A 324-nucleotide genomic window follows, 5' to 3' on the forward strand; every position below is an offset into this window, starting at 1 on the left:
GTCTCCAGCGCCTGCTTGCCACCAATATTGCTGGCGATGGCCACCACCTGCTCCGGGGTCAGGCCATGGGCCTGGCACAGCACCGGCAACAGCGCCTGCACCGTCTCCAGCGCCTGCTTGCCACCAATATTGCTGGCGATGGCCACCACCTGCTCCGGGGTCAGGCCATGGGCCTGGCACAGCACCGGCAACAGCGCCTGCACCGTCTCCAGCGCCTGCTTGCCACCAATATTGCTGGCGATGGCCACCACCTGCTCCGGGGTCAGGCCATGGGCCTGGCACAGCACCGGCAACAGCGCCTGCACCGTCTCCAGCGCCTGCTTG

At 67.6% G+C, this 324-nt stretch carries 1 pseudogene; it reads right to left on the reverse strand.

Going from position 1 to position 324, the window contains the following annotated elements:
* A pseudogene (locus F7R02_RS25985) lies at window positions 1–324 on the reverse strand (TAL effector repeat-containing protein); the annotation flags it as partial.

This window comes from Xanthomonas cissicola, from assembly GCF_008801575.1.
Lineage (GTDB): Bacteria > Pseudomonadota > Gammaproteobacteria > Xanthomonadales > Xanthomonadaceae > Xanthomonas > Xanthomonas cissicola.